A 23,262-nucleotide genomic window follows, 5' to 3' on the forward strand; every position below is an offset into this window, starting at 1 on the left:
CGCGGCCGCCCTCGAGGCGGCCGCGCGCGTCTCGGGCCTGGGTCAGGCTTCGCGGCAGGCGCGCCGCCGCCGTCGTCGCGCCTTCCAGCTGCGCGAGACCTGCCAGCGCCACAGCAGGCGGATGGCCAGGTTGCCGAGCAGGGCCAGCCCCAGGGCGGTGACCACCGAGCCCAACGCCAGGGCCGGCAGCAGGTCGCCGAGCCTCTCGGCGACCCACTGGGCCGAGAGGCGGTCGGGGGCCTCCCGGGCCGGCACCTGCATCAGCCAGGCGCCGAGGCGGTAGTTGGCATAGAAGATCAGTGGCATGGTCAACGGGTTGGTGACCCACACCAGCCCCACCGCGAGCGGCAGGTTGCAGCGCGCCAGCCAGGCGCCGCCGGCCGCCACCGCCATCTGGAAGGGAATCGGCAGCATGGCGCTGAACAGCCCCACCGAGAAGGCGTTGGCGACGCTGCGCCGGCTCAGCACCCACAGCGCCGGGTTGCCGATCAGCCCCTCCATGAAGCGCAGCGAGCGCTGGCGCCTCAGGGTCTCGGGGTGGGGCAGGTAGCGCTGTAGCAGGCGGCGCGGCATGGCGTGGGCTCGCGGAGTCGTTTCCTCGCCTATTATCCATAGATGCACAGGGCGCCGCACCCGCGGCCCCAGCCGGTGGGGCTATCGCATTTCGCCATGCGGCGACAGCGAAAGGCGCCGGGGACAGGGCGAAGAGGGGGTCCTATGCCAGGGATGGCATCGGTAGCGCCCAGGGACGGGTTCACAGCGCCCCGGAGCCTTGAGCGGTGCTTCCATCCACGATAGCTCCTACCTCTCTCGGCGACGCCCTTGGAGCGAGAAGATGTGGAAGGGATGGGCACTTTCCCTCGCCCTCGCCGTGCTGGCGGGGGTGGGGCTCGGTCACGGCGAACCGCCGGGCCTCGTCGAGGGGCTGGCGGTGGCGCTGCTGCTGGTCCTGGCCGCGCGCCGGCCCGGGCCCCTCGTGCTGCTGCTGGTGGTCGCCTGGACGGCGGGCGGCGTGCTCTCGGCGCGTCATGCCGAGCTGCCACCGGGGCTCTCCGGGGTCGACCTGGCCGTGGAGGGGCGGCTGACCTCGGTGACGCCCCAGGGGCGGCTCACCCGCCTGGTCGTGGAGGTGGACCATTGTCGTCCCCTCGCGCCGGGTCGGCTGCCCTGCAACGACCTGGAACGGCTACGCCTGAATGCCTACGGCGCTCCACCCATGGCGGCCGGGGAGCGCTGGGCGCTCGGCGTGCGGCTGCGCCCACCCCACGGGCTCGCCAACCCCGGCACCTTCGACTACCGCGCCTGGCTGTGGCGCGAGGGCTTCCAGGCCACCGGCTATGTGCGCGACGCCCCTCCGCCTCGCCGCCTGGCCGAGGCGGGTGTTTCGCCGCAGCGCCTGGCGCTGGACTTCCTCGATGCCAAGCCGCTGCCGGAGCGGGCGGCGCGCTGGCTGGCGGCCCTCACCCTGGGCGCCGACCAGCGACTCGTCGATGACGACTGGGCACTCCTCAACGCCAGCGGTACCACCCACCTGGTGGTAATCTCCGGGCTCCATGTGGGCCTGGCGGCCGGTGCCGCCCTGCTGCTGGGGCGTGGTCTGGCGCGCCTGGCCACGCCCGGGCGCTGGCGGCTGGCGGTGTGGCCCTGGTGGCTGGCCGCCGCGGTCGCCTCCGCCTATGCCGGGCTGGCGGGGCTCGAGCCGCCGGCCCTGCGTGCCCTGATCATGACCCTGGTGGGGCTCTGGGTAGCCAGCGGTCGTCACGCTCCGGGCCCCTGGCAGGGGTGGTGGCTGGCCCTCGCCCTGGTGCTGCTGCTCGACCCACTGGGCGCCTGGCAGCCCGGGCTGTGGCTCTCCTTCGGGGCGGTGGCGGTGCTGATCCTGATCTGGCAGGGGCGCCCGCGTCCGCGTGGCTGGCGTGGCTGGCTGTGGGGCCTGGTGCGCACCCAGCTGCTGCTGGCGCCGGCCATGGCGGGGGCGGTGCTGCTGGCCTTCGACCGCCTGGCCCCCGCCGCCCCGCTGGTCAACCTCGTCGCCGTGCCGCTGGTGGGCAGCCTGATGGTGCCCCTCGGCCTGCTGGGCTGGCTGTTGGCGCCGTTGGGGCCGCCCGCCGACCTCTGCTGGTGGGGCTTCGCCCGGCTCGCCGAGGGGCTGGCCCGCCTGCTCGAGACCGCGGTGGCGTGGCTGCCGGCCTGGCACCCGGAGCCCGCCCTGGGGCTGCCGCTGGCGCTTGCGCTCTTGCTGCTGGCCGGCCTCTGGGGGCTGCCGGGGCTCGACGCGCGCCTGCGCCTGGTGGCGACCCTGGCACTGGCCCTGCTGCCGGCGCTGTGGCGACCGGCCACGCCGGCCCACGGCGAACTCGAGGTGCGGGTGCATGACGTGGGGCAGGGGCAGCTGGTGGAGCTGATCACCGCCAACCATCGGCTGCTCTACGACACCGGCCCCCGCTTCGGCTCGGGCTTCACGCCGCTGGAGACGCTGTGGCCGGCGGGGCAGCGATTCGATGCCGTGATCGTCAGCCACGACGACGTCGACCATGCCGGCGGCGTGGCGGCCCTCGAGGCGTCGCACCGGGTCGCGCGCTGGCTTGCCCCGCCGGGGGCCGAGGTGGCCGGTGAGCCCTGTGTCGCCGGTCGCGAGTTGGAGCGCGACGGGGTGCGTTTCCGGCTGCTGTGGCCACCCCCCGGAGAGGCGGGCCGCGTCGACAACGACCGCTCCTGTGTGCTCGAGGCAGTGGCGGGGCCGCATCGGCTGCTGCTCACCGGCGACCTGGGGGCGGCCGGCGAGCGGCGCCTGCTGAGTGAGGTCGGCGGACCCTTGGCGCTGCTGCTGGCCGGCCACCACGGCAGCGCCACCAGCTCGACCCCGGCGCTGGTGGCGGCGCTCGCCCCGCGCCATCTGGTCTACAGCGTGGGGCGCCATAACCCCTTCGGCCATCCCGCCGCCGAGGTGGTGCGCCGCTTCCGCGATGCCGGGGCCTGCCAGTGGAGCACCGCCCTGGACGGGGCCCTGGGGTTTCGCCTGGGTGGCGCCGGCCTGCCCACGCCGCAGGCGGCGCGCGCCTCGGCGAGGCCCGGTGTCGATTGCCCCCGCCTTGCGGTAGAATCGCCGCCATAGGCAGGCGCTCCGCGATGAGGACGCCGATGGGGAGGGAACGCGCATGGACATGATGGAGGCCCTGATCGCCGGCGGCTGGCTGATGCTGCCGCTGCTCGGCTGCTCGCTGCTGGCCACGGTGATCATCATCGAGCGCCTGTGGACGCTGCGTGCCGGGCGCATCGCACCGCGCGGATTGGGGCAGGAGGTGTGCACCTTGATCACCCGCGGGCAGGTCAACCTCTACTGGCTGGAGAGCCACTCGCCGCTGGGTGGGGTACTCGCCGCCGGGCTGCGCAACGCGCGCCTGGGGCACGAGCAGGTGAGGGCACGCCTGACCGAGGCCGCCACCGCGGTGATCCACGACATGGAGCGCTTCCTGAGCCCGCTGGGCACCATCGCCGCCATCGCCCCGCTGATCGGCCTGCTGGGCACCGTGGTGGGCATGATCGAGGTGTTCTCGGTGATCGTCTCCGGCGACGGGGCGAGCCGCACCGCGGACCTGGCCGGGGGCATCTCCCGTGCCCTGGTCACCACCGCGGCGGGCCTCACCGTGGCGATCCCGGCGCTGATGTTCCACCGTTACTTCCAGCGCCGGGTGGAGGACATCACCGTGCGCATGGAGGAGCAGGCCGGCCAGGTGGTGGAGTTCCTGGCCCACTACGGTGACGACCTCAACCTTGCGGAGCGCCAGGAGGCCGAGCGGGTCGAGGCCGACGGCCGCCTCGCCCCCGAGGTGAAGCGCCCGTGAGGTTTCCCCGCCGGCGCCGCGATCCGGTGGAGGTGAACCTCACCCCGCTGATCGACGTGGTGTTCCTGCTGCTGATCTTCTTCATGGTCTCCACCACCTTCGAGACCCGCCAGGCGCTGGAGCTGACCCTGCCGGAATCGGTGAGCGGTACCGCCGCCGAGCCCTCGCCGGTGACCCTGGTGGTCACCGCCGAGGGAGGTTACCGACTGGGGGGGCGCGATCTCGCCGCCGCCGCGCTCCCCGCGGCACTGGCCGCCGAGGCCGACCAGGCCCGCGAGCATGGCCTGGTGGTGGAGGCCGACGCCCGCGCCCGCCACGCCGACGTGGTGCGCGCCCTCGACCAGGCCGCCGCCCAGGGCATCCGCCAGGTGCGCATCGCCACCACCCAGGGCGGCGCCGGCGACACATCCACCCAAGACGCGGAGACGCCGTGACCCCCACCGGGACCTCCCAACACGCGGCCCAGCGCTCGGGCCTGACCCTCTATCGCCGCCTGCTCGGCTATGTGCGGCCCCACTGGCGCTCCTTCGCCCTGGCGGTGCTGGGCTACGCCATCTATGCCGCCTCCAGCACCGCCCTGGCGGAGATGATGAAGCGGCTGATCGACGGCATCCAGGAACCCGATGCCGCCTTCCGCCTCTTCCTGCCGCTGTTCGTGGTGGGCATGTTCGCCGCGCGTGGCCTGGGCACCTTCCTGGGTACCTACTTCATGAGCAACGTGGCGCGCAACGTGGTGCACGCCCTGCGCTGCGATGTCTTCAACCACATGCTCCACCTGCCGGGACGCTTCTTCGACCGCCACTCCAGTGGCCACCTGATCTCGCGGGTCACCTACCATGTCGAGCAGGTCACCGGCGCCGCCACCAAGGCGCTCACCATCCTGCTGCGCGAGGGACTCTTCGTGATCGGCCTGGTGACCTACCTGCTGTGGACCAACTGGATGCTGACCCTGCTGTTCCTGGCGGTGACGCCGCTGATCGGCGCGGTGGTCAGCTACGCCAGCAAGCGCTTCCGGCGCATCTCGGGGCGCATCCAGGCCTCCATGGGGGAGGTGACCCACGTCGCCTCAGAGGCGCTCTCCGGGTACCGGGTGGTGCGCACCCATGGTGCCGAGACCTATGAGAAGGCACGCTTCGCCGCCGCCAGCGAGTACAACCGCCAGCAGAGCATGAAGGAGGCGCTGACCAAGGCGGTCAGCACCCCGGTGATCCAGCTGCTGGTGGCCCTGGCCCTGGCGGTGCTGGTGTGGCTCGCCATGTCGCCGGCGCTGATGGCAGACATGACGGCCGGCGAGTTCGTCGCCTTCATCACCGCCGCCTCGCTGATGGCCAAACCGGTCCGCCAGCTCACCGAGATCAACAGCGAGATCCAGAAGGGCCTGGCCGCCTCCTCGGAGCTCTTCGGCCTGCTCGAGGAGCCCAGCGAGCCCGACCAGGGCCGCCGCGACCCGGGCCGCCTCGCCGGCCGGGTGCGCTTCGAGGGGGTCCACTTCCGTTACGACGAGGGCCAGCCCGAGGTACTCAAGGGCATCGACCTCGATGTGCGCGAGGGGGAGATGGTGGCCATCGTGGGCCGCTCGGGGAGCGGCAAGTCGACCCTGGTGGGGCTCCTGCCGCGCTTCTATCGCCCCACCCGGGGGCGGGTGCTGGTGGACGAGGTGCCGCTGGAGGAGTATCGCCTGGCGCCGCTGCGCCGCCAGATCGCCCTGGTCTCCCAGCAGGTCACCCTGTTCAACGCCAGCATCGCCGACAACATCGCCTACGGCGTCGACGATCCCGACCCGGCGGCGATCGAGGCCGCGGCGCGTGCCGCCCACGCCCATGAGTTCATCGCGCGCCTGCCGGAAGGCTATGCCACCCAGGTGGGCGACAACGGGGTGATGCTCTCCGGCGGCCAGCGCCAGCGCCTGGCCATCGCCCGCGCCATCTTCAAGGACGCCCCGCTGCTGATCCTCGACGAGGCGACCTCGGCGCTGGACACCGAGTCCGAGCGCCACATCCAGGCCGCCCTGGAGGAGGTGTGCAAGGGGCGCACCACCCTGGTGATCGCCCACCGCCTCTCCACCATCGAGCGCGCCGACCGCATCCTGGTGATGGAGCAGGGCGAGATCATCGAGCAGGGCAGCCATGCCGAGCTGCTGGCCCGGGACGGTGCCTATGCAGCGCTGCACCGCCTGCAGTTCCAGGAGGCCGAGGCGCCATGAGCGGGCTGGCCGAGCGCTGGCTGGCCGCCGCCTACCGCGGCGACCCCTGGCTCGTCGCGCTGCGTCCGTTGGAGGCACTCTACCGCTGGGCGGTGGCGCGCCGCGCCGCCGCCTATGCCGAGGGCCGGAAGGCGACCTGGCGGGCCCCGGTGCCGGTGATCGTGGTGGGCAACCTGACCCTGGGCGGCACCGGCAAGTCGCCGCTGGTGGCCTGGCTGGTGGGACACCTGGCCGAGCGGGGCCTTCGGCCCGGGATCCTCTCGCGGGGCTACGGCGGCGACAGCGACGCCTACCCGCTGCTGGTGGACGACGCTACCCCGGCGAGCCGCTGCGGGGACGAGCCGCGCATGCTGGCCGACCAGACCGGCGTGCCGGTGGTGGTGGACCCCGACCGCCCCCGCGGCGCGCGGCGGCTGCTGGAGGCGGGCTGCGACATCCTGGTCGGCGACGACGGCCTGCAGCACCTGGCGCTGGCCCGGGACCTGGAACTGGTGGTGGTGGACGGGGCGCGGGGCTTCGGCAACGGCCGCTGCCTGCCGGCGGGGCCGCTGCGCGAGCCGCTGTCGCGGCTGGCCAGCGTCGACGCCGTGGTGGTCAATGGCGAGCCGCGCGCCGTGCTGCCGGTGCCCGCCCGGCGCATGGCGCTGGTGCCTGCGGCCTGGCGGCGGCTGGGCGACGGGGCGCGTCACGCCGTCGAGGCGCCACCCTTCGCGGGACCGGTGCACGCGGTGGCGGGCATCGGCCGACCGGCGCGCTTCTTCGAGACCCTCGCGGCGCTCGGCGTCGAGGCGATCCCGCACCCCTTCGCCGACCACCACGCCTACCATGCGGAGGAGCTCGACTTCGGCGACGACCGACCGCTGGTGATGACCGCCAAGGATGCCGTCAAGTGCCGTGGCCTGGCGCCGGCGGAGAGCTGGGTGCTGGAGGTGGCCGCCGAGCCCGAGCCCGCCTTCGTGGCCTGGCTGGACGCGCGCCTCGCCGCACTGGCGGGCCAGGCGCGTCAGCCGTCACAGGAGCGAGAGACGATTCCAGAAGCCGGCGACGGGCCGGCTTCCCACCGAGAGTGAGGTGAACACCATGGACAAGGAGCTGCTGGCGATGCTGGTCTGCCCGCTCTGCAAGGGCAAGCTCAAGTACCACCGCGAGGCCGAGGAGCTGCACTGCCGCTTCGACGGCCTGGCCTATCCCATCCGCGACGGCATCCCGGTGATGCTACCCGAGGAGGCCCGCGAGCTCTCTGCCGACGAGAAGCTCCACGACTCCCCCGGACGCACGGGAGAGGCGTGATGCCCGGGCGCGACTTCATCGCCGTCATCCCGGCGCGCTTCGCCTCGTCGCGGCTGCCCGGCAAACCCCTGGCCGAGATCGCCGGCGAGCCGATGCTGGCCCACGTCTGGCGCCGCGCCGGGCAGAGCGCCGCGCGCCGGGTGGTGGTGGCCACCGATGACAGCCGCATCGAACAGGCCATGACCGCACTGGGCGCCGAGGTGGTGATGACACGGGCCGACCACCCCTCCGGTACCGACCGCCTGGCCGAGGTGGCCGAGCGCCTGGGGCTTGCCGACGACGCCGTGCTGGTCAACGTCCAGGGGGACGAGCCGCTGATTCCGCCGACGCTGATCGATCAGGTCGCCGGGCGGCTGTTCGACGATCCCGGCGCCTCCATCGCCACCCTGGCCGAGCCGATCGCCGAGGTGGAGAGCCTCTTCAACCCCAATGTGGTCAAGGTGGTGCGTGCCCTGGATGGCCGCGCCCTCTACTTCTCCCGGGCGCCCATCCCCTGGGATCGCGACGCCTTCGCCACCCGACCCGAGCTGCTCGAGACCGATGCCTGGCTGCGCCATATCGGCCTCTACGCCTACCGCGTCGGCTTCCTCGCCGAATATCGTGACTGGCTGCCGTCGCCCCTGGAGCGCCTGGAGCACCTCGAGCAGCTGCGCGCGCTGCACCATGGCCACGCCATCCAGGTGGCGCTGGCCCGGGAGCCGCACCCCGCCGGGGTGGACACCGCCGAGGACCTGGCCCGGGTACGGGCCCTGCTGACCACCGACGACGCCGAACCGGGAGGCCACTGATGCGCGTGCTCTTCGTCTGCCTGGGCAACATCTGTCGCTCGCCCACCGCCGAGGGCATCTTTCGCCGCAAGCTCGAGGAGCGAGGCCTGGCCCATCGGGTCGCGGTCGACTCCTGCGGCATCGGCCCCTGGCACGTGGGCAAGGCCCCCGACACCCGTGCCCGGCAGGCCGCCGCGCGCCGCGGCATCGATCTCTCGGGGCTGCGTGCCCGCCAGCTGGCCGACGCTGACTTCCAGGCCTTCGACTACCTGCTGGCCATGGATCATGACAATCTCGCCGCTCTGCGCGAGAGGGCCCCGAAGCCGCTCGAGGCCCACCTGGGGCTCTTCCTCGAGTTCGCCGGGCTGCCCGACACCGCCGTGCCCGATCCCTACTACGGCGGCGAGGATGGCTTCGAGGCGGTGCTCGACCTGGTCGAGCGTGGCGCCGACGGCCTGCTCGACGCCATCGCCGCGCGCCTGGAGACGCCGCGCTGATGGCGGCGATCCAGCGCGACCACGACCTGACGCATGCCAACACCCTGGGCCTGCCCTGCGTGGCCGAACGCTTCACCGCGCCGACCAGCCTGGCGGCCCTCGAGGAGGCGCTCGTCGAGGCGCGGTCACGGGGCTGGCCGCTGACCCTGCTGGGCGGCGGCAGCAACCTGATCCTGCCCGAGCGGCTGCCGGGCCTGGTGGTGCGGCCGGCCATGGCCGACTGGTGGCAGGAACCGGGCGAGCAGGGCAGGGTACGCGTCCATGCCGAGGCCGGGGTGAACTGGCATGACCTGGTGATGGAGCTCGCCACCCGCGACCTGTGGGGCACCGAGAACCTGGCGCTGATCCCCGGCTCGTGCGGGGCGGCGCCGATCCAGAACATCGGCGCCTATGGCGTGGAGCTCGCCGAGGTGCTCGAGGCGGTGGAGGTACTCCACCTGGCGACGGGGCGCCGGGAGATGATGACGCCCGCGGCGTGCGCCTTCGGTTACCGTGACAGCGTCTTCAAGGGAGCGCTGGATGGTCGGGTGGTGATCACCCGGCTGGTGCTCGCGCTATCCACTGCGCCGCGTCCACGGCTCGGCTATGGCGACCTGGCCGCGCGGGTGGGGGCGACACCCAGCGCCCTGGAGGTGGCCGAGGCGGTATGCGCCATCCGCCGCGAGAAGCTGCCCGATCCGGCACGCCTCGGCAACGCCGGCAGTTTCTTCAAGAACCCGCTGGTGGCGGCGGGACTGGCCGCACGCCTGCTCGCCGAGTTCCCCGAGATGCCGCACTTCCCCCAGCCCGACGGCCGCGTCAAACTGGCCGCGGGCTGGCTGATCGACCGCTGCGGCCTCAAGGGCTGGCGTGAGGGGCACTTCGGCGTGCACGAGCGCCAGGCACTGGTGCTGGTGCACTTCGGCGGCGGCAGCGCCGGTGAGCTGCTGGCCTTCGCCGAGCGTGTCGCCGGACGCGTCGAGGAGCGCTTCGGGGTGTCCCTGGAGCGCGAGCCACGCCTGGCGGGCACCGGCTGACCCGTCCCTTTCCGTTCCCCTGAAACGACATCGCCCGCAGCCATGGCTGCGGGCGATGTCGTTGGGCCCTGGGAGGGCAGGGGCGTCAGCCCTGGTTGCCCTCCTGGGACTTGGCCTCCTGCTCGCGCCGGCGGATCTCGCGCGGATCGTTATGGGCGCGGCGTCGGCGGCGACGACTGGCGCGGCTCTCGGTCGAGGGCTCCTCGGCCTTGGCACTTGCCTCCTTGCCTTCGGCCTTCGCTGCCTCGGGCTTGACGTCTGCCTTAGGCTGTTCGGCCTTTGCCTCGGCCTTCGGAGCCTCTGGCTTGGTCTCGGCCTTGGCTGCCTCGGGCTTGGCTTCGGCCTTGGGTGCCTCGGGCTTGGCTTCCGCCTTGGGAGCCTCTGACTTGGCCTCGGCCTTGGCTTCGGCCTTGGATGCCTCAGGCTTGCCTTCCGCCTTCGGGGCCTCTGGCTTGGCCTCGGCCTTGGGGGCCTCGGGCTTGGTCTCGGCCTTGGGGGGCTCAGACTTGGCTTCCGCCTTCGCTGCCTCGGGCTTGGCTTCGGCCTTGGTTGCCTCTGGCTTGGCCTCGACCTTGGGTGCCTCGGGCTTGGCCTCGGCCTTGGCTGCCTCGGGCTTGGCTTCCGCCTTGGTAGCCTCTGACTTGGCTTCGGCCTTGGGTGCCTCGGGCTTGGCTTCCGCCTTAGGAGCCTCTGGCTTGGCCTCGGCCTTGGCTGCCTCGGGCTTGGCTTCCGCCTTGGTAGCCTCCGACTTGGCTTCGGCCTTGGGTGCCTCGGGCTTGGCTTCCGCCTTAGGAGCCTCTGACTTGGCCTCGGCCTCGGCCTTGGCTTCGGCCTTGGGTGCCTCAGGCTTGCCTTCCGCCTTCGGGGCCTCTGACTTGGCCTCCGCCTTGGGAGCCTCTGACTTGGCCTCGGCCTTGGGGGCCTCGGGCTTCGGGGCCTCGGACTTGGCTTCCGCCTGGGGGGCCTCTGACTTGGCCTCCTCCTTCGGGGCCTCCTCTTTCGGGGCCTCGGCCTGCAGGCGCTGCTGCTCCTCTACCGCCTTGGGGTTGAGGGCGTGCTGGCGGCTGCGGCTGCGCGGGTTGTTGCGAGTGCGCTTGGGCTTGCCGTCGTCGACCGCGGCCTCGGCGCGCGGCTCGTCGGCCTTGCGGCTCTCCTCCTGACGGCGGGGCTCGGCGGGCTTCTGGCTGGAGCGGCTGTCACGCTTGTCGCCGCCCTGGCGTCGGCCGTCGTCGCGCCCCTTGCTGCCCTCCGGCTGGCGAGCCGGGCGGCTGTCGTCGCGGCGGGCGCTTTCCTGGCGTTCCTGACGACCGTTCTCCTGGCGGCCACGGCCGCGGCTACCACGATTGCCGCGGTTGTCGCCGCTATCGCCCTTGTCGCTTCTGGCGTCGGTCCGCTCGCTCTCCTGGCGGGCGGCGCCGCGGCGCTCGTCGCTGCGCGGGCGGCGCTGGCGATTGCCGCGTTCGTTGCGCGACTCGTCACGCCCGGTCGGCTTGCGCTCGCCCTTCGCCTGGTCGGTGACGGCACGCGACCCCGCCTGGCGGCCGGCGTCGGGTGCCTCGTCACCGCCTAGCAGCTTGGTCAGACCCTTGACCAGGCGGCCGAGCACGCCGCCCTGGGGCTCCACGGCCACCGGGGGAGCGCTGCGTGCAGGCGGGGCGGCCTTGGTCTTGGCGGGGGCGGGAGCCGGGGCCTCCTCCTCCTGCAGCGAGGCGGGGGCGGGCTCGTGATGGATCACCGTCTTCACCGCGGCCTCGGCGCGCTGCACCGGCTTGCCGAAGGTGGCCTCGGGCTCCTTGCCCACCTCGGTCTCGGTGGAGAGCTCGAAGCTGGACTTCTGGCTGCCATCCTCGTCGACGTGGTCGTCGCGCAGGCGCTGGACGTCGTAGTGGGGGGTGTCCATGTCGGGGCTGGGCAGCAGCACCACGCGCACGCCCTGGCGCCGTTCGATGTCGGCCAGCACGTTGCGCTTCTCGTTGAGCAGGTAGGTGGCCACCGGCACCGGCAGGATGGCGCGGATCTGGGCGCTGCGTTCCTTCATCGCCTCCTCCTCGATCAGGCGCATGATCGAGAGCGAGATGGAGCGCACGTCGCGGATGGTGCCCTGGCCGTTGCAGCGCGGGCAGACCACGCCGCTGGTCTCGCCCAGCGACGGGCGCAGGCGCTGGCGCGACATCTCCATCAGCCCGAAGCGGGAGATGCGTCCGATCTGGACCCGGGCGCGATCGAGCTTGAGGGCGTCGCGCATGCGGTTCTCGACCTCGCGCTGGTTGCGTGCCGGGCTCATGTCGATGAAGTCGATCACCACCAGGCCGCCGATGTCGCGCAGGCGCAGCTGGCGGGCGATCTCGTCGGCCGCCTCCAGGTTGGTCTGCAGCGCCGTCTCCTCGATGTCGCTGCCACGGGTGGCGCGCGCCGAGTTGATGTCGATGGAGACCAGCGCCTCGGTGTGGTCGATGACGATGGAGCCGCCGGAGGGGAGCTTGACCTCGCGCTCGTAGGCGGTCTCAATCTGGGATTCGATCTGGAAGCGCGAGAAGAGCGGCACCTCGTCGGCGTAGAGCTTGATCTTCTGCTGGTAGGAGGGCATCACCTGGCGGATGAAGCCCAGCGCCTGCTCATGGACCTCGGGGCTGTCGATCAGCACCTCGCCGATGTCCTGGCGCAGGTAGTCGCGCATGGCGCGGATGATGACGTTGGACTCGCGGTAGATCAGGAAGGGGGCGGGGCGCTTGCCGGCCTCACTGGTGATCGACTCCCACACCTGCACCAGGTAGTCGAGGTCCCACTGCAGCTCCTCGGGGCTGCGGCCGATGCCCGCGGTGCGCACGATCAGGCCCATGCGGTCCGGCACGCTGAGCTGGTTCATGGCCTCCTTGAGCTGGCTGCGCTCCTCACCCTCGATGCGCCGCGAGATGCCGCCGGCCTTGGGGTTGTTGGGCATCAGCACCAGGAAGCGGCCGGCCAGGGAGATGAAGGTGGTCAGGGCGGCGCCCTTGTTGCCGCGCTCCTCCTTGTCGACCTGGACGATGACCTCCTGGCCCTCCTTCAGCACCTCCTTGATGCTGGGGCGCCCATCGGGCTCCTTGACGAAGTACTCCCGGGAGATCTCCTTGAGGGGCAGGAAGCCGTGGCGGTCGGCGCCGAAGTCGACGAAGGCGGCTTCTAGGGAGGGTTCGATGCGGGTGATCTTGCCACGGTAGATGTTGGCCTTCTTCTGTTCCCGGGCACCGGACTCGATGTCCAGATCGTAGAGGCGCTGTCCATCGACCAGCGCGACGCGCAGCTCTTCGGGCTGGGTCGCATTGATGAGCATCCGTTTCATGTTGACTCGCACTATGGGGCGCCGGCGAGCGCGACGTGGCGAACCGCTGTGTGCTGCGTGCCTGTGCTCAGCGCATGTCACGGATGCGCAGTTGCGTCCGACCGCGTCGCTCCCGGTGGGGCAGCGCCGCGGCATGAGCCTGTTGAGTACGGGGCGGAGGCAGGACATGTCTCGGTGGGCGTCACCCATCCGGCCCTGCGGTCACCGCCAACACCTGGCAATCATCGATTCGCCGACGCCGGCCTCCGGCACGCTGTTGAACGTGTCCCGTGGCCTGCCACCGCCCCGTGACGTCGGGGAGCGGCGGGGGGATACGGGCGTGGCGCGTTTATCGCTGTATCACTTGTCTTGCAACGGGCGGCGGGACGTCTCGGCGTCGTCGCGGCCTGATCTTTTCGCTCCGGCCTGCGTGTCTGCGGGCAGGCGCTGTGGGGCGCTAGTTTGCCCATTGGAGCGCCTCGGCAATATAACATCAAGCGACAAGGGCAGCAATTGGCGCGGGGCGGGTCACAGTGCGTTAGAATGCGCGCTTTCGCAGTTTCCAAGCAGTGGGGTCTCGGCATGGCCGAAGGGCGCGACGTACAGTGGGTGGAGGTCACGGAGGGGCAGGACGGCCAGCGGGTCGACAACTTCCTGATGACGCGCATCAAGGGGGCGCCGCGGGCGCTGATCTACCGCATCGTGCGCAAGGGTGAGGTGCGGGTGAACAAGAAGCGCGTCAGGCCCGATACCCGCCTGGCCACGGGGGACCTGGTGCGCATCCCGCCGCTCAAGCTCTCGCCGCGCGAGGCGGTGCGCGAGGTGAGCGATGGCCTGCGTAACCTGCTGGCCGGCAGCGTGCTGCTGGAGGGGCGCGACTGGCTGGTGCTCAACAAGCCGTCGGGGCTCGCCGTGCACGGCGGCAGCGGGGTCAAGATCGGCCTGATCGAGGCGCTGCGCCAGGTGCGTGAGGACCTCGACTTCCTGGAGCTGGTCCATCGCCTGGATCGCGATACCTCGGGCTGCCTGCTGCTGGCCAAGTCGCGCCCGGCGCTGCTCGCGTTGAACAGCGCGCTCAAGCAGAAGCAGATGGAGAAGCGTTACCTGGCCCTGGTGGCAGGGCGTTGGCCGGCGCGGCGCGACTTCGTCGCCGCTCGCCTGGATCGCTACACCCTGGCCAACGGCGAGCGCCGGGTGCGGGTCGACCCCGAGGGCAAGGTGGCGCGCACCCGCTTCGCGGTGCGCGAGGCCCTGCCCGGCGTCACCCTGCTCGAAGCGGAGCCGGTGACCGGGCGTACCCATCAGATCCGTGTGCATGCCGCCCACGCCGGTCACCCGCTGCTTTGCGACGACAAGTACGGCAGCCGTGACAGCCAGGCGCTGACCGCGCGACTGGGGCTGGGGCGACTCTTCCTGCACGCCGAGTCGCTGGCCTTCCCCGAACCCACCAGCGGACGCGAGGTGCGTATCCGCGCGCCGCTGCCCGATGACCTCCAGGCGGCGCTCGCCCGCGCCCGCCAGGCCGGCTGAGGAGTGACGATGCGCTATCGACTGGTGATCTTCGACTGGGACGGGACCCTGATGGACTCCGTGGCCCGCATCGTCGACTGCATGCAGGCGGCGGCCCGGGACGCGGGCTGGGGGCACCTGGCGCCTGCCGCGGTGCGCGACATCATCGGCCTGGGGCTGCCCGAGGCCATCGCCACCCTCTGTCCGGGGATCGACCCCGATCGCGCCGAGCTGCTGCGCAGTCGCTACGCCTGGCACTTCGTCGAGGGCAACGACACCCCGATGCGTTTCTTCCCCGAGGTGGAGGCGGGGATCGCCGCCCTACGCGGGCAGGCTGACCAGCGCCTGGCGGTGGCCACCGGCAAGAGCCGGCGCGGCCTCGACCGCGTCTTCTGCGAGAGCGGCAGCGGTCGCTGGTTCCATGCCAGTCGCACCGCCGACGAGACCCGCTCCAAGCCGCATCCGCAGATGCTCGAGGAGCTGCTGGCGGAGTTGGCGGTGCCGGTGGAGGAGGCGGTGATGGTAGGCGATACCGCCTACGACCTGGAGATGGCGCGCGCCATCGGCATGGACCGCGTGGCGGTCACCTGGGGCGTGCATGCCCCCGCGCGGCTGGCCGACAGCCGGCCGGCCTTCACCGCCGAGGCGGTGCCGCACCTCTTCGACTGGCTGCAGGGGAAGTGAGATGAGCGACGAGCGAGACGACAAGCGGCCGGCGGACCCCTGGACCGACGGGCCCCAGCTGAGCCGCGAGGAGGCCAGGAGCCGCCGCCAGGGGCGCGAGGGGGAGGGCGAGAGCTCACCCGTGGCCGAGGACGCCGAGGCGCTGCGCGAGCGCCAGCGCCTGGAGCAGATGGCGATGATGGGGCGCTGGATCGACGGTGTGCTCGCCGAGCAGCGCCGCTCGCGGCGCTGGAAGCTGTTCTTCCGCTTCCTGTTCGCGGCGCTGATCCTGGCGTCGCTCTCGGTCAGCCTCTATAGCCTGCTGGCCGGGCCGCCGTCGGTGGGCGGTGACGCGGGGCCGCACCTGGGGCTGGTCAGGGTGGAGGGCACCATCGACGCCGAGGGGCGCGCCAGCGCCGAGCGCATCAACCAGGGGCTCCGGCGCGCCTGGGAGTCGCCGCAAAGCGAGGCGGTGGTGCTGCATATCAACAGCCCCGGGGGGAGCCCGGTGCAGTCCCAGCGCATCTTCGAGGAGGTGATGCGGCTGCGCGACGAGGGCGACAAGCCAATCATCGCGGTGATCGAGGATATCGGCGCCAGTGGCGCCTACTATATCGCCGCCGCCGCCGACGAGATCGTCGCGGCCCCGGCGAGCCTGGTGGGCTCGATCGGGGTGATCTATTCAAGCTTCGGCTTCCAGGAGGCGATCGACCGCCTGGGGGTGGAGCGTCGGGTCTATACCGCCGGCGACAACAAGGCCTTCCTCGACCCCTTCTCGGACGTGGCACCGGCGCAGCGCGAGTTCTGGCAGTCGGTGCTCGACAGCACCCATGGGCAGTTTATCGCCGCGGTGCGCGAGGGACGCGGCGAGCGCCTGGCCGACGACGAGGCGCTGTTCAGCGGGCTGGTGTGGAGCGGCGAGCAGGCCGTGGGCCTCGGCCTGGTGGACGAACTGGGCAGCCTCGACAGCCTGGCCCGGGAGCGCCTGGCCGAGCCACGCCTGCACGACTACACGCCACGCCTCGACCCCTTCGAGCGCCTGTCGCGCCAGTTCGGCCGGGTGGCCTTGGAGTGGCTGGGCCTGCCGCGGGCGGAATCGCCGGTGCGTTACCAGCTCGCCCCCTAGGCGGCGAGAAATGCTCGGCTACAAGGAGCAAGGGACGAGCTGCAAGGAACCCCGTGTGCTGTGGCCAGCAGTGTGGGGTTGATACTGTGTGCTCCTTGCTCCTTGCTCCTTGCTAATCGGGCGAAGCCCGGTCGCCTAGCGGATCCATCCCCGCCTCGCGCAGCAGCGCGCAGAGGCGGATCAGCGGCAGGCCGATCAGGGTGTTGGGGTCGTCGCCCTCGAGGCGCTCGAAGAGGGTGATGCCGAGCCCCTCCATGCGGAAGCTGCCGGCACTCTCCAGCGGCTGCTCACGCGCCACGTAGTTTGCGATCTCCGCCTCGCTCAGGGCACGGAACACCACGTCGTAGGTCTCGTGGCAGACCCGGTGCTCGCCGCGGCGGGTGTCGACCAGCGCCAGGCCGGTGAGGAAGCGCACCCGGTTGCCCGAGAAGCGTGCCAGCTGGGCGCGGGCGGCGGCGAGGTCGGCGGGCTTGCCGAGGATCTCGCCGTCGAACAGCGCCACCTGGTCGGAGCCGATGATCAGGTGGTGGGGAAAGGCCTGGGCGACCCGGCTCGCCTTGGCCAGCGCCAGGCGGTGGACCAGGGCACCGGGCGACTCGCCGGGGTGCGGGGTCTCGTCGATGTCCGGGCTCTGCCAGGCGTAGGGCAGGCCGAGGCGGTCGAGCAGCTGGCGGCGCCAGCGCGATCCGGAGGCAAGCACGAGGTGCGGCACGGGGCGATCTCCAGGGGCGTGGGGAAGGCGTCAGCCTAGCATGCCGCTACCCCTCGCGCCGGCTTTGACAGGGGCGGGGGGAGTGCCTATCATTGCGCGCCTATGTTGACCACGCGACTCCCGGGCCATGTCGAGCCCTATAAGCTCGCCGCCCGCGACGAGCACCTGGAAGGGCTGATGGCCCTGGACGCCTTCGCGCGTCTCACCGAGGCGGTGGGGCCGCAGCAGGGCGACGTCGAGGTGTGGCTGGACTTCACCATCGACGCCCAGGGACGCCGGGTGATCCAGGGCCGCCTGCGGGCCGAGCTGCAGCTGCCGTGCCGGCGCTGCCTCACGCCCATGGCGCAGCGCGTCGAGAGCGAGTTCCTGCTCGGCATGGTCACCAGCGACGCCCTTGCGGCGGAGCTGCCCAGCACCCACGAGCCGGTGCTGGTGGAAAACGAACAGCTGAACCTGCTGACGGTGGTGGAGGATGAGCTGATCCTCAGCCTGCCGCAGGTGGTTTACCACGATGAGGCCGATTGCGCGGTCTCACGCGACCAGCTGACCAGCGGGGAGGAGGCCGCGGCATCCGCGGCCCCCGCCTCCAGCCCCTTCGATGTGCTGCGGCACCTCAAGGGCAAATCCTGACTTCATCATCGATTCACTCTGGAGTGACATCCCATGGCAGTTCAACAGAACCGCAAGACCCGTTCCAAGCGCGGCATGCGTCGCAGCCACGACGCCCTGAGTGCCCCGGCCCTCTCCCAGGACAAGGAGACCGGCACCACTCACCTGCGTCACCACGTCTCTCCGGACGGCTTCTATCGCGGCCGCAAGGTCGTCGACGCCTGAGTCGACGACGCGACCTGCGGTGACCCCCGGCCTCTGACCCCTCGTGCGGATCGCCATCGATGCCATGGGAGGGGATCTCGGCCCCCGCGCTACCGTGCGGGGCGCCGCCGGGGCGGCCCTCCAGGACCCCCGTCTCGCGCTGCGGCTGTTCGGCCCCCGGGCCCGCCTCGAGCGTGAGATCGCCAGCCTGCCGCGGCGTCTCGCCGCGGCGGGTTCGCGTATGGAGGTCGTGGATGCCCCCGGCGAGATCGCTCCCGGACTGCGGCCCTCGGAGGCGCTGCGTCACGGCGGCGACAGCAGCATGGCACGCATGCTCGACTGCCTGGCCGCCGGCGAGGCGTGCGCGGCTATCAGCGCCGGCAACACCGGGGCGCTGATGGCCCTGGGGCGTCGCGCCCTGGGCACCGTGGCGGGGATTCCCCGCCCGGCGATCAGCACCGCCATCCCCACCCGGGAACAGGGGCGCTGCTACCTGCTCGACCTGGGCGCCAACGTCGAGGCCAGCGCCGAGCGCTTGGTGGATTTCGCCCGCATGGGCGAGGTCATGGCGCGGCGCGTGGATGGCATCGCCCGGCCTCGGGTGGCGCTGCTCAACGTCGGTGTCGAGGGCACCAAGGGCACCGCTAGCGTGCGACAGGCGGATGCCCGGCTGCGCGAGATCCCCGGCCTCGACTACCGCGGCTACGTCGAGGGCGACGGCATCTTCGCCGGGGCCGCGGACGTGGTGGTGTGCGACGGCTTCGTGGGCAACGCCGTGCTCAAGGCCAGCGAGGGCCTGGCGCGGATGCTGGTGGCGCGGGTCCAGCAGACCTTCGAGGCCCACTGGGGCAGCCGCCTGGTGGGTCTGGCGGCGCGGCCGGCGCTGCGCCGCCTGCGTGCCGAGCTCGACCCGGTACGCTACAACGGCGCCAGCCTGCTGGGGCTTGCCGGCATTGTGGTGAAGAGCCACGGTGGCGCCGACGCCGAGGGCTTCCGCTACGCCGTGCTCAGGGCCGTGCAGGAGGTGGAGCACGACCTCCCCCGGTCGCTGGCCCGGGAGCTTGGCGGCAAGGACGCAACGATTTCCCGTCGTGCCGGCACGGCCGGCGACGATGACAGCCAATAAAAGCTAAGGTGACCAAGATGACTCAACCGCTCGCCCTCGTGTTTCCCGGACAGGGTTCCCAGCAGGTCGGCATGCTGCGGGAGCTGGCGGAGCGCTACAGCGTGGTGGGCACCACCTTCGAGGAGGCCTCCGAGGCCCTCGGCTACGATCTCTGGCAGGTGGTCCAGGAAGGGCCCGCCGAGGCGCTCAATGCCACCGCCTGCACCCAGCCGGCGCTGCTCACCGCCAGCGTCGCCATCTGGCGCATCTGGCAGGAGCTCGAGGGGCCGCGACCCGCTTCCATGGCCGGCCACAGCCTCGGCGAGTACAGCGCCATGGTGTGCGCCGGGGTGATGCCCTTCGCCGAGGGGGTCAGGCTGGTCAAGCTGCGCGGCGAGGCGATGCAGGCCGCGGTGCCGGCGGGGCAGGGCGCCATGGCGGCGATCCTCGGTCTCGACGATGCCACCGTGGAGCAGGCCTGCGCCGAGGCGGCCCAGGGGGACGTGGTCTCGGCGGTCAACTACAATGCCCCGGGCCAGGTGGTGATCGCCGGCAGCAAGGCCGCCGTGGAGCGCGCCATCGCCGGCTGCCAGGCGGCGGGGGCCAAGCGCGCCATGCCGCTGCCGGTGTCGGTGCCCTCCCACTGTGCGTTGATGGCGCCGGCCGCCGAGCGCCTGGCCGAGGCGATGGACGGGGTGGCGCTCAAGGCGCCGCGCTATACCGTCATCCAGAACGTGGATGCCCAGGCCCACGCCGACGTCGAGACGCTGCGCACGCGCCTGATCGAGCAGCTCTACCGGCCGGTGCGCTGGACCGACTGCGTCGAGGCGATGAGCGCGCGGGGCGCCGAGGTGTTCATCGAGTGCGGGCCCGGCAAGGTGCTCACCGGGCTTGGCAAGCGCATCGCCCGCGGCAGCAAGGGGCTGGCGGTCAACGACCCCGACAGCCTGGATGCGGCCCTGGAGCTGGCCCGCGGCGTGGCCGCCCAGCAGGGCTGATCTTCTTTCACAGGATGAAGGCGTAAGCATATGACTACCGAATCCAGAGTCGCCCTGGTCACCGGGGCCAGCCGCGGCATCGGCCGGGCCATCGCCCATGAGCTGGGTCGCCAGGGGCGCATCGTGATCGGCACCGCCACCAGCGACGCCGGCGCCGAGCGCATCGATGCCGACCTCAAGGCCCAGGGCATCCAGGGCGCCGGCCGTCGCCTCGACGTCACCGACCAGGCGAGCGTCGATGCCCTGATCAAGGCAATCGGCGAGGAGTTCGGTGCCCCGACCATCCTGGTCAACAACGCCGGGATCACCCGCGACAACCTGCTGATGCGCATGAAGGAGGAGGAGTGGGACGACGTCTTCGACACCAACCTCAAGTCCGTCTATCGCGTCAGCAAGGCCTGCCTGCGCGGGATGACCCGTGCGCGCTTCGGGCGCATCGTCAACATCAGCTCGGTTGTGGCGACCATGGGCAACCTCGGCCAGACCAACTATGCTGCCGCCAAGGCGGGCATGGAGGGCTTCACCCGGGCGCTGGCGCGTGAGGTGGCCTCCCGGGCCATCACCGTCAACGCCGTGGCGCCGGGCTTCATCGCCACCGACATGACCGAGGCACTGCCCGAGGAGCAGCACAAGGCGCTGCTCGGTCAGATCCCGCTGGCGCGCCTGGGCCAGCCCGAGGAGATCGCCGCGGCGGTGGGCTTCCTGACCGGGGAGAGCGCCAGCTACATCACCGGCGAGACCCTGCACGTCAACGGCGGCATGAACATGCGTTGAGAGGCGCCGGGGACGGCGGTTGCGCCGGCTCCGGGGCCTCTATACACTACCCCGCAGCTTCCGGCTTGCGGATCTGGAACCCCAAACGGCTGGTCATCTGGACGGCCAATATGAACGACTGGAGTACGTCATAATGAGCACCATCGAAGAGCGCGTTAAGAAGGTTGTGGCCGAGCGCCTGAACGTCAAGGAAGAGGACATCCAGAACAGCTCCTCCTTCACCGAGGACCTGGGCGCCGACTCCCTGGACACCGTCGAGCTGGTCATGGCGCTCGAGGAGGAGTTCGACACCGAGATTCCGGACGAGGAAGCCGAGAAGATCACCACCGTTCAGGAAGCCATCGACTACGTCAACGCCCACCAGTAAGCCTGGTGGCGGTCGATACCGCTTGCTGATGCTCGGGACCGTCCTGCCGGAACGGTCCACCGAAAAGCCGCCCGCCGGGCGGCTTTTTCGCACCCGGACGCCATGTGCCGTTCGGCCGGGGCGGCATATCGCGGGCAGAGTCGGTATAATGCGCCGAAACAGGCGGCCCGGCGGGGCCGCGATCATCCTGGACGCCTGGAGGAACGCTGATGACACGTAGACGGGTAGTGGTGACCGGCCTTGGCCTGGTCACGCCGGTGGGGAATGCCGTGGAGGAGAGCTGGCGCAACATCGTGGCCGGCAAGAGCGGTATCGCGCCCATCGAGCACTTCGATGTCAGCGGCTTCAACACGCGCTTCGGCGGGTCGGTGAAGGACTTCGATATCAGTCCCTACCTGAACCCCAAGGAGGCCCGCAAGATGGACCTCTTCATCCAGTACGGGATGGCGGCCGGGGCCCAGGCGATCCAGGATGCCGGCATCGAGTGCTCCGAGGAGAACGCCTCGCGCATCGGCGTGGCCATCGGTTCCGGTATCGGTGGTCTGCCGATGATCGAGCACAACCACAGCGCCCTGCTCAAGAGCGGGCCGCGTCGGATCTCGCCCTTCTTCGTGCCCGGCTCGATCATCAACATGATCTCCGGCAACCTGGCGATCCAGCATGGCTTCCGCGGCCCCAACATCGCGATCACCACCGCCTGTACCACCGGCACCCACAACATCGGCTACAGCGCGCGGACCATCGCCTACGGCGATGCCGACGTCATGGTGTGCGGCGGCGCCGAGATGGCCACCACGCCGCTGGGTCTCGGCGGCTTCTCGGCGGCCCGGGCGCTCTCCACCCGCAACGAGGACCCGGAGGCGGCCAGCCGTCCCTGGGATCGCGATCGCGACGGCTTCGTGCTCTCCGACGGGGCCGGTGTGCTGGTGCTGGAGGAGTACGAGCATGCCAAGGCACGTGGGGCGACCATCTACGCCGAGCTGGCCGGCTTCGGCATGAGTGACGACGCCTACCACATGACTGCCCCGCCCGAGGACGGCAGCGGCGCGGCGCTCTCCATGGCCAACGCCGTGCGCGACGCCCGCCTCGACCCGGCGGCGATCGATTACATCAACGCCCACGGCACCTCCACCCCGGCCGGCGACCTGGCCGAGAGCCGCGCGGTGCAGCAGGTGATGGGCGAGGCGGCGAAGTCGGTGGCGGTGAGCTCCACCAAGTCGATGATCGGCCACCTGCTGGGTGCCGCCGGCGCCGTCGAGGCGGTGTTCTCGGTGCTGGCCATCCGGGACCAGGTGGCGCCGCCCACCATCAATCTCGACAACCCCCAGGAGGGTTGCGAGCTGGACTATGTGCCGCACACCGCCCGTGAGATGAAGATCGACGTGGCACTGTCGAACTCCTTCGGCTTCGGCGGCACCAACGGCACCCTGGTCTTCTCCCGGGTCTGAGGTCCCATGGCCGCCCCGAGCCCGACCGAGCCCGCGGGCTGGCCCCTCGATGACCGCGGCGCCGCCTATGGCGACGGGCTCTTCGAGACCCTGCTGGTCAGGGCGGGGCGGCCGCTGCTGTGGGACGAGCACCTGGCGAGGCTGGCCCGGGGCTGCCATGCCCTGGGCATCCCCATGCCGCCCGAGCACGACCTGGCGGCCCCCCTCGCCGAGGCGGGGCCGGGGCTCGAGGTGCTCAAGCTCACCCTGACCCGTGGCAGCGGCGGGCGCGGCTATCGCCCGCCGGCGGCCCCCGCGCCGCGGCTGCGCTGGCAACTGGCCGCCTTCGTTCCGGATAGCGGGCGCTGGTGGAACGGTGTGCGGGTGCGGCTCTGCCGACTTCGCCTCGGTCTCCAGCCGGCGCTGGCGGGGATCAAGCACCTGAACCGCCTGGAGAACGTGCTGGCCCGTAGTGAGTGGCAGGACGACGCCATCGCCGAGGGGCTGCTCGAGGATGCCGAGGGGCGGCTGGTGGAGGCCACCGCCATGAACCTCTTCTGGCGCCGCCACGGCCGCCTGGAGACCCCCCGCCTCGGCCGTTGCGGCGTGGCCGGCACCCTGCGCGAGGCGCTGATGGGGTGCCTGTCGCTCCATGAGGTCGACGCCGGGCTAGAGGCGCTGATGGAGGCCGAGGCGGTGTGGCTGGGCAACTCCGTTCAGGGCGTGTGGCCGGTGGCGCATCTCGAGGACGTCGAGGGCCGGGGGCTCGCCGTCTGGCCGGTGGGAGCGGCACACCGCGCCTTCCAGGCCGAGGCCCACGCCCTGCTGGGCTACCCGTGCCTTCCATGA

General features: G+C 71.5%; 23 protein-coding genes. 20 read left to right on the top strand and 3 right to left on the bottom strand.

What is annotated here, in order from left to right:
- Window positions 1-42 precede the first annotated feature (42 nt).
- Window positions 43-573 (bottom strand): DUF2062 domain-containing protein, encoded by a 531-nt coding sequence (locus BLP95_RS14305; RefSeq protein WP_089680530.1) that lies wholly within the window; start codon window positions 571-573, stop codon window positions 43-45.
- 262 nt (window positions 574-835) lie between these two features.
- Here BLP95_RS14305 and BLP95_RS14310 point away from each other — a divergent pair, with 262 nt between their 5' ends.
- The 9 genes from BLP95_RS14310 to murB are packed head-to-tail and all read left to right on the top strand — an operon-like array spanning window position 836 to window position 9,618.
- Complete coding sequence (locus BLP95_RS14310) at window positions 836-3,115, top strand: DNA internalization-related competence protein ComEC/Rec2 (protein WP_089680533.1); 2,280 nt, start codon at window positions 836-838, stop codon at window positions 3,113-3,115.
- A 43-nt stretch (window positions 3,116-3,158) separates the two neighbouring features.
- Complete coding sequence (locus BLP95_RS14315; RefSeq protein WP_176760302.1) at window positions 3,159-3,845, top strand: MotA/TolQ/ExbB proton channel family protein; 687 nt, start codon at window positions 3,159-3,161, stop codon at window positions 3,843-3,845.
- Window positions 3,842-4,279, top strand: coding sequence for an ExbD/TolR family protein (locus tag BLP95_RS14320; protein WP_089680536.1), 438 nt, complete (start codon window positions 3,842-3,844; stop codon window positions 4,277-4,279). Before BLP95_RS14315 ends, BLP95_RS14320 begins: the two co-directional genes overlap by 4 nt.
- Window positions 4,276-6,048 carry a lipid A export permease/ATP-binding protein MsbA gene (gene msbA / locus BLP95_RS14325; protein WP_245678765.1) on the top strand — a complete coding sequence of 591 codons (1,773 nt, stop codon included), beginning with the start codon at window positions 4,276-4,278 and terminating at the stop codon, window positions 6,046-6,048. Before BLP95_RS14320 ends, msbA begins: the two co-directional genes overlap by 4 nt.
- On the top strand, window positions 6,045-7,118 hold the full coding sequence (gene lpxK, locus BLP95_RS14330; RefSeq protein WP_089680538.1) for a tetraacyldisaccharide 4'-kinase: 1,074 nt from the start codon (window positions 6,045-6,047) through the stop codon (window positions 7,116-7,118). Before msbA ends, lpxK begins: the two co-directional genes overlap by 4 nt.
- Window positions 7,119-7,128: 10 nt before the next feature.
- Window positions 7,129-7,338, top strand: a complete 210-nt coding sequence (locus tag BLP95_RS14335; RefSeq protein WP_089680599.1) for a Trm112 family protein — start codon at window positions 7,129-7,131, stop codon at window positions 7,336-7,338.
- Window positions 7,338-8,126, top strand: coding sequence for a 3-deoxy-manno-octulosonate cytidylyltransferase (kdsB, locus tag BLP95_RS14340; protein ID WP_089680540.1), 789 nt, complete (start codon window positions 7,338-7,340; stop codon window positions 8,124-8,126). The genes BLP95_RS14335 and kdsB overlap by 1 nt, the downstream gene beginning before the upstream one ends.
- Window positions 8,126-8,602 carry a low molecular weight protein-tyrosine-phosphatase gene (locus BLP95_RS14345; RefSeq protein ID WP_089680542.1) on the top strand — a complete coding sequence of 159 codons (477 nt, stop codon included), beginning with the start codon at window positions 8,126-8,128 and terminating at the stop codon, window positions 8,600-8,602. Before kdsB ends, BLP95_RS14345 begins: the two co-directional genes overlap by 1 nt.
- Window positions 8,602-9,618, top strand: coding sequence for a UDP-N-acetylmuramate dehydrogenase (gene murB / locus BLP95_RS14350; protein WP_089680544.1), 1,017 nt, complete (start codon window positions 8,602-8,604; stop codon window positions 9,616-9,618). The genes BLP95_RS14345 and murB overlap by 1 nt, the downstream gene beginning before the upstream one ends.
- Before the next feature lie 85 nt (window positions 9,619-9,703).
- Here the strand turns inward: murB and rne are convergent, their stop codons facing one another.
- Complete coding sequence (rne, locus tag BLP95_RS14355) at window positions 9,704-12,940, bottom strand: ribonuclease E (RefSeq protein ID WP_089680546.1); 3,237 nt, start codon at window positions 12,938-12,940, stop codon at window positions 9,704-9,706.
- 561 nt (window positions 12,941-13,501) lie between these two features.
- Here rne and BLP95_RS14360 point away from each other — a divergent pair.
- The 3 genes from BLP95_RS14360 to sppA are packed head-to-tail and all read left to right on the top strand — an operon-like array spanning window position 13,502 to window position 16,217.
- Window positions 13,502-14,449 carry an RluA family pseudouridine synthase gene (locus tag BLP95_RS14360; RefSeq protein WP_089680548.1) on the top strand — a complete coding sequence of 316 codons (948 nt, stop codon included), beginning with the start codon at window positions 13,502-13,504 and terminating at the stop codon, window positions 14,447-14,449.
- A 9-nt stretch (window positions 14,450-14,458) separates the two neighbouring features.
- On the top strand, window positions 14,459-15,112 hold the full coding sequence (locus BLP95_RS14365; protein WP_089680549.1) for an HAD-IA family hydrolase: 654 nt from the start codon (window positions 14,459-14,461) through the stop codon (window positions 15,110-15,112).
- Between the two features lies 1 nt (window position 15,113).
- A complete protein-coding gene (gene sppA / locus BLP95_RS14370) occupies window positions 15,114-16,217 on the top strand; it encodes a signal peptide peptidase SppA (protein WP_089680551.1) in 1,104 nt (367 codons plus the stop codon).
- A 112-nt stretch (window positions 16,218-16,329) separates the two neighbouring features.
- On the opposite strand, the gene BLP95_RS14375 is transcribed toward sppA, so the two are convergent.
- Window positions 16,330-16,929: a Maf family protein gene (locus tag BLP95_RS14375; protein ID WP_089680554.1), complete on the bottom strand. Its 600-nt coding sequence runs from the start codon at window positions 16,927-16,929 to the stop codon at window positions 16,330-16,332.
- Between the two features lie 102 nt (window positions 16,930-17,031).
- Between BLP95_RS14375 and BLP95_RS14380 the strand changes: the two genes are divergently transcribed.
- From BLP95_RS14380 to pabC, 8 genes are all read left to right on the top strand, one after another.
- Window positions 17,032-17,559: a YceD family protein gene (locus tag BLP95_RS14380; protein WP_089680556.1), complete on the top strand. Its 528-nt coding sequence runs from the start codon at window positions 17,032-17,034 to the stop codon at window positions 17,557-17,559.
- Between the two features lie 33 nt (window positions 17,560-17,592).
- Complete coding sequence (rpmF, locus tag BLP95_RS14385) at window positions 17,593-17,763, top strand: 50S ribosomal protein L32 (RefSeq protein WP_023005526.1); 171 nt, start codon at window positions 17,593-17,595, stop codon at window positions 17,761-17,763.
- A 43-nt stretch (window positions 17,764-17,806) separates the two neighbouring features.
- Window positions 17,807-18,868, top strand: coding sequence for a phosphate acyltransferase PlsX (plsX, locus tag BLP95_RS14390; protein ID WP_089680557.1), 1,062 nt, complete (start codon window positions 17,807-17,809; stop codon window positions 18,866-18,868).
- A gap of 17 nt (window positions 18,869-18,885) precedes the next feature.
- Complete coding sequence (gene fabD / locus BLP95_RS14395) at window positions 18,886-19,845, top strand: ACP S-malonyltransferase (RefSeq protein WP_089680560.1); 960 nt, start codon at window positions 18,886-18,888, stop codon at window positions 19,843-19,845.
- Window positions 19,846-19,875: 30 nt separating this feature from the next.
- Entirely contained in the window at window positions 19,876-20,619 is a 744-nt protein-coding gene (gene fabG, locus BLP95_RS14400) for a 3-oxoacyl-ACP reductase FabG (protein WP_089680562.1), read from the top strand.
- Between the two features lie 133 nt (window positions 20,620-20,752).
- Entirely contained in the window at window positions 20,753-20,986 is a 234-nt protein-coding gene (gene acpP / locus BLP95_RS14405) for an acyl carrier protein (RefSeq protein ID WP_008956801.1), read from the top strand.
- 209 nt (window positions 20,987-21,195) lie between these two features.
- The gene (gene fabF, locus BLP95_RS14410; RefSeq protein ID WP_089680565.1) at window positions 21,196-22,434 is read left to right on the top strand and encodes a beta-ketoacyl-ACP synthase II; all 1,239 of its coding nucleotides are present in this window, start codon (window positions 21,196-21,198) and stop codon (window positions 22,432-22,434) included.
- A 6-nt stretch (window positions 22,435-22,440) separates the two neighbouring features.
- Window positions 22,441-23,262: an aminodeoxychorismate lyase gene (pabC, locus tag BLP95_RS14415; RefSeq protein WP_089680567.1), complete on the top strand. Its 822-nt coding sequence runs from the start codon at window positions 22,441-22,443 to the stop codon at window positions 23,260-23,262.

Origin of the sequence: Halomonas shengliensis (genome assembly GCF_900104135.1) — a bacterium.
Lineage (GTDB): Bacteria > Pseudomonadota > Gammaproteobacteria > Pseudomonadales > Halomonadaceae > Halomonas > Halomonas shengliensis.

Excerpts from the sequence above, each read along its gene's own strand:
- BLP95_RS14360 (WP_089680548.1), top strand. The coding sequence starts at position 13,502 with ATGGCCGAAGGGCGCGACGTACAGTGGGTGGAGGTCACGGAGGGGCAG.
- BLP95_RS14310 (WP_089680533.1), top strand. The coding sequence starts at position 836 with ATGTGGAAGGGATGGGCACTTTCCCTCGCCCTCGCCGTGCTGGCGGGG.
- murB (WP_089680544.1), top strand. The coding sequence starts at position 8,602 with ATGGCGGCGATCCAGCGCGACCACGACCTGACGCATGCCAACACCCTG.
- rpmF (WP_023005526.1), top strand. The coding sequence starts at position 17,593 with ATGGCAGTTCAACAGAACCGCAAGACCCGTTCCAAGCGCGGCATGCGT.
- BLP95_RS14335 (WP_089680599.1), top strand. The coding sequence starts at position 7,129 with ATGGACAAGGAGCTGCTGGCGATGCTGGTCTGCCCGCTCTGCAAGGGC.
- BLP95_RS14380 (WP_089680556.1), top strand. The coding sequence starts at position 17,032 with ATGTTGACCACGCGACTCCCGGGCCATGTCGAGCCCTATAAGCTCGCC.
- fabF (WP_089680565.1), top strand. The coding sequence starts at position 21,196 with ATGACACGTAGACGGGTAGTGGTGACCGGCCTTGGCCTGGTCACGCCG.
- acpP (WP_008956801.1), top strand. The coding sequence starts at position 20,753 with ATGAGCACCATCGAAGAGCGCGTTAAGAAGGTTGTGGCCGAGCGCCTG.
- fabD (WP_089680560.1), top strand. The coding sequence starts at position 18,886 with ATGACTCAACCGCTCGCCCTCGTGTTTCCCGGACAGGGTTCCCAGCAG.
- lpxK (WP_089680538.1), top strand. The coding sequence starts at position 6,045 with ATGAGCGGGCTGGCCGAGCGCTGGCTGGCCGCCGCCTACCGCGGCGAC.
- kdsB (WP_089680540.1), top strand. The coding sequence starts at position 7,338 with ATGCCCGGGCGCGACTTCATCGCCGTCATCCCGGCGCGCTTCGCCTCG.
- rne (WP_089680546.1), bottom strand. The coding sequence starts at position 12,940 with ATGAAACGGATGCTCATCAATGCGACCCAGCCCGAAGAGCTGCGCGTC.
- sppA (WP_089680551.1), top strand. The coding sequence starts at position 15,114 with ATGAGCGACGAGCGAGACGACAAGCGGCCGGCGGACCCCTGGACCGAC.
- BLP95_RS14345 (WP_089680542.1), top strand. The coding sequence starts at position 8,126 with ATGCGCGTGCTCTTCGTCTGCCTGGGCAACATCTGTCGCTCGCCCACC.
- fabG (WP_089680562.1), top strand. The coding sequence starts at position 19,876 with ATGACTACCGAATCCAGAGTCGCCCTGGTCACCGGGGCCAGCCGCGGC.
- BLP95_RS14315 (WP_176760302.1), top strand. The coding sequence starts at position 3,159 with ATGGACATGATGGAGGCCCTGATCGCCGGCGGCTGGCTGATGCTGCCG.
- BLP95_RS14305 (WP_089680530.1), bottom strand. The coding sequence starts at position 573 with ATGCCGCGCCGCCTGCTACAGCGCTACCTGCCCCACCCCGAGACCCTG.
- pabC (WP_089680567.1), top strand. The coding sequence starts at position 22,441 with ATGGCCGCCCCGAGCCCGACCGAGCCCGCGGGCTGGCCCCTCGATGAC.
- BLP95_RS14365 (WP_089680549.1), top strand. The coding sequence starts at position 14,459 with ATGCGCTATCGACTGGTGATCTTCGACTGGGACGGGACCCTGATGGAC.